Annotated in this window: 2 protein-coding genes; both read right to left on the reverse strand. The window is 69.5% G+C overall.

Features of this window, described 5'->3' with window-relative positions; genetic code table 11:
• Positions 1-3,066, reverse strand: a 3,066-nt coding sequence (locus E4L98_RS11445) for an efflux RND transporter permease subunit (RefSeq protein ID WP_135201692.1), incomplete at its 3' end; no start/stop codon positions are given.
• A 13-nt stretch (positions 3,067-3,079) separates the two neighbouring features.
• Positions 3,080-4,182 (reverse strand): efflux RND transporter periplasmic adaptor subunit (locus E4L98_RS11450; protein ID WP_135201693.1); only part of this gene is annotated, 1,103 nt, incomplete at its 5' end.

Consider the following 4,182-nt stretch of genomic DNA (forward strand, 5'->3'; position numbering starts at 1 on the left):
GGCGGCAGCAGCGGCGGCGGCCGCCGGCTGTGCGGCCTGGCGGCGCCACAAGCGGCGCGTGGCCCATTGCAGCAGGTCGTCCACATAGGTATAGATCACCGGTATCATCAGCAGGCTCAGCAGCGTGGACGTGATCAGGCCGCCGATCACCGCAATCGCCATCGGCGCGCGGAAGCTCGGATCCGCGCCCACGCCCAGGGCCAGCGGCAGCATGCCGGCGCCCATCGCCACGCTGGTCATCACGATCGGCTGGGCGCGCTTGCGGCAGGCGTCCAGCAGCGCCGCGCGCCGTTCCATGCCCAGCTCGCGGCGCGCGCGGATCGCGTACTCCACCAGCAGGATCGAGTTCTTGACCGCGATGCCCATCAAGGTCAGCACGCCCAGCAGCGACGGCATGGACAACGCGTTGTGCGTCACCAGCAGGCCGAGGAAGGCGCCGCCCAGCGACAGCGGCAGCGCCGCCATCACCGTCAGCGGCTGCATGAAGCCCTTGAACAGCAGCACCAGCACCATGTAGACGCAGAGGATGCCGATCAGCATCGCCAGGCCGAAGCTGGTGAACAATTCCTGCATCATCTCGACGTCGCCCGACTTGCCGCGCTGCACATTGGCCGGCAGATTCTTCACGCTCGGCAGCTGATCGACCTTGTCCTGCACCTCGCTCAGCGGCTGGCCGTTGAGTTCGACGTGGATCACCACCCGCCGCGTGCGGTCGCGCCGGTCGATGCGGGCCGGGCCGCTGTCCATGCTCAGCGTCGCCACCGACGACAGCGGCACGTTGCCGTTCTTGCCCGGCACCGGCAGCCGCTCCAGCAGCGCCAGATCCTGGCGCGCCGCTTCCGGCAGGCGTACGCGGATTGGCACCTGGCGCTCAGGCAGATTCAGCTTGGCCAGCGCCTGCTCGTAATCGCCGGCGGTGGCCACGCGCAGCGTTTCGCCGATGGCGGTGGCGGTCACGCCCAGGTCGGCGGCACGGGCGAAGTCCGGCGTCACCAGCACTTCCGGCCGCACCAGGCTGATGCTGGAATAAATACTGCCCAGGCCGGGAATGGCGCGGATCTCGCGCTGGATCGCCAGCGCGGCCGTCTTCAGCGCGTCAGGATCGTCGCCGGTCAGCAGCAGTTCCAGCTCCTCGCCGGCCTCGCCGCTGCTGCCGACCGTGACGCGCACGCCCGGCACCGCGCGCAGCAGCTCGCGCAGCAGGATGTTGATCTCGGTCTGCTTGTGATGGCGTTCGGTGCGCGGCTTCAGATTCACCGTCAGCGTGGCCTTGCGCACGTCGTCGCCGCCGATGGCGCTGTACACCTGCACCATGTCCTGGGCGATCACGCGGTCGGCGGCGATCAGCCGGCGCGCCTGCTCGGCGGCGGCGGCGGTGCGCTCCAGCGTGGCGCCCGGCGCCAGCTCCAGCATCACCTTGGTCTGGGTGCCGTCCGAGGGCGGAATGAAGCCACTCGGCAGGAATGGAATCATGCCCAGCGAGACGATGAAGAACAGCCCGGCCAGCAGCACCGTGCGGCGCCGGTGGCTCAGGCACCACTCCACCGCGCGCAGGTAGCGCGGCATCAGCCGGCCCGGTTTCGGCTCGTGCGCCAGCGGCTTCAGCAGGTGTGCCGCCATCATCGGCGTCAGCAGGCGCGCCACCAGCAGCGAGGCCGCCACCGCCACCGAGGCGGTCCAGCCGAACTGCTTGAAGTACTGGCCGACCACGCCGTTCATGAAGGCGGTCGGCAGGAACACGGCGATCAGGGTACAGGTGGTGGCCACCACCGCCAGGCCGATTTCGTCGGCCGCCTCCAGCGCCGCCTGCCACGGCGTCTTGCCCTGGCGCAGATGGCGCATGATGTTTTCGATTTCGACGATGGCGTCGTCGACCAGGATGCCGATCACCAGCGCCAGCGACAGCAGCGTGATCATGTTGAGCGTGAAACCCAGCATGCTCATCGCCAGGAAGGTCGGGATGATGGACAGCGGTAGCGCCAGCGCCGACACCAGCGTGGCGCGGCCGTCGCGCAGGAAGAACCAGACCACCAGCACGGTCAGGAACATGCCCTCGTACAGCAGGGTCATCGAACCGTCGTAGTTTTCCTGCACCGAATCGACGGCGTTGAACGCTTCCTTGTAGGCGATGTGCGGCGTGGTTTTGGCCAGCGCCGCCACCGCCTTGCGCACTTCCTTGGCCACCGTGACTTCGCTGGCGCCCTTGCTGCGGGTGATGTCGAAACCGACCACCGGCTTGCCGTCCAGCAGCGTGATGGCGCTGCGCTCGGCGGCGCCGTCGCTGATGCGCGCCACCTGGTCCAGGCGGATGCTGCGGCCGTCCGGCAGCGCCATGTCCAGCGCGGCGATCTCGGCCGTGCTCTTGACGGTGGCGATGGTGCGCACCGACTGGTTGACGCCGCTGATCCTGGCCTTGCCGCCCGAGCTTTCGCGCTGCACGCGGCGCAGCTGGGCGGAAATGTCGGCGGCCGACACGTTCAGCGCCGTCATGCGCAGCGGATCGAGTTCGATCAGCACCTCGCGGTCGACGCCGCCCACGCGCGCCACCTTGCCGACGCCGGGCACCGCCAGCAGCGCCTTCGATACCTGGTTGTCGACGAACCACGACAGGCCGGCCTCGTCCAGCTGGGCCGAGGCCACGGTATAGGTCAGGATCGCCTGGCCGGCCAGGTCCAGGCGCGAGATCACCGGGTCGCGGATGTCGGCCGGCAGATCGCTGCGCACGCGGCCGACCGCGTCGCGCACGTCGTTCAGCGCCTCGGCCGGATCTTTCTCGAGGTGGAACTGGACCGTGGTTTCCACCACGCCGTCGCTGATGGTGGTGAACACGTGGCGCACCCGCGACACCGAGGCCAGCGTGCTTTCGATATGGTGCGCCACCTCGGCCTCCAGCTGCGGCGGCGAGGCGCCGGGCAGGCTGACGGTGACGAACACGATGGGGAAATCGATGTCGGGCTGTTCCTGGATCATCATGCGCTTGAAGCTGATCAGGCCGGCGACCGTGAGCAGGATGAACAGCAGGATGGCCGGAATCGGGCGGCGGATCGATAAGGCGGACAGATTCATCTTCAGGCTCCGTTCAGCGCTTGCCGGGACTCAGCTGCGCCAGTTGCGCCGGCTGAGCAGATTGGGCCGGCGGCTGCGCCACCTGCACCACGTCGCCGTCGGCCAGGAAACCGGCGCCCTGATCGACCAGCACGCTGTGCGCGTCGACGCCGTCCAGCACCTCGATGCGGTCGCCGATGCGGCGCCCCAGCGTCACCTTGGTCTGGCTGACCCTGTCGCCGGCGACGATGCGGAACACATAGCCGTAGCCATCGCGCATCACCACCGCACTCTGCGCCACGGTCAGGGCCGGCGAGCGGCCGATTTCGAACTGGCCGCGCGCGAACAGGCCGGCCTGGGCATCGGTGGACGGCGGCAGGTCGACATACACCAGCGCGTTGCGGGTGGCCGGGTCCAGCGTCGGCCCCACCATCCTTACCTTGCCGCTCAGCGCCACGCCGCCGGCCACCGTCAGCGTGACGGCCTGGCCCGGCTTGACCAGGCGCAGATCGCCGCCCGGCACTTCGGCACGCCATTCGAGGCGGTTCTTGCGGATCAGCTTGAACAATTCCTGGCCCTGCGGCGCCACGCTGCCGAGGGTGGCGCTGCGCGACGAAATCACCCCATCGTCGGGCGCCCGCACCTCGGTCTGCGCCAGCCGTACCCGCGCGCTTTTCAGCGTCGCCTGCGCCGAGGCCACGCGCGCTTTCGCGCTGCGTTCGGCGGTCAGGTATTGGGTCATCTGCTGCGCGCTGACCAGGCCGTTGGCCGACAGCGGCCGTGCCCGTTCCACCGTCGATTGCGCTTCGCCTAGCGCCGAGCGCGCCTCTTCCAGCGCCGCATCCTTCTGCTCGACGTCGGCCGCCACGGTGGCGGCGTCGAAGCGCGCCAGCACCTGGCCGGCATGCACGCAGTCACCGACGTTGACGCCGACCTCGGCCAGCCGCAATCCGCTCAGCTCGCTGCCGATCACCGCTTCCTGCCAGGCGAAGATGCCGCCGTTGGCCGCCAGCGCCACCGGCCATTCGCTCGGCTGCGGCGTCAGGCTGGTCACGGTCAGCATGGCTTTCTGTTTGGCCGGGGCGGCGTCACCGGCCGGCGACGGCGTCGCCGCGCTGACCCAGGCCAGCGCCGCGC

This window comes from Duganella callida (assembly GCF_004614165.1).
Classification (GTDB): Bacteria; Pseudomonadota; Gammaproteobacteria; order Burkholderiales; family Burkholderiaceae_D; genus Rugamonas; species Rugamonas callida.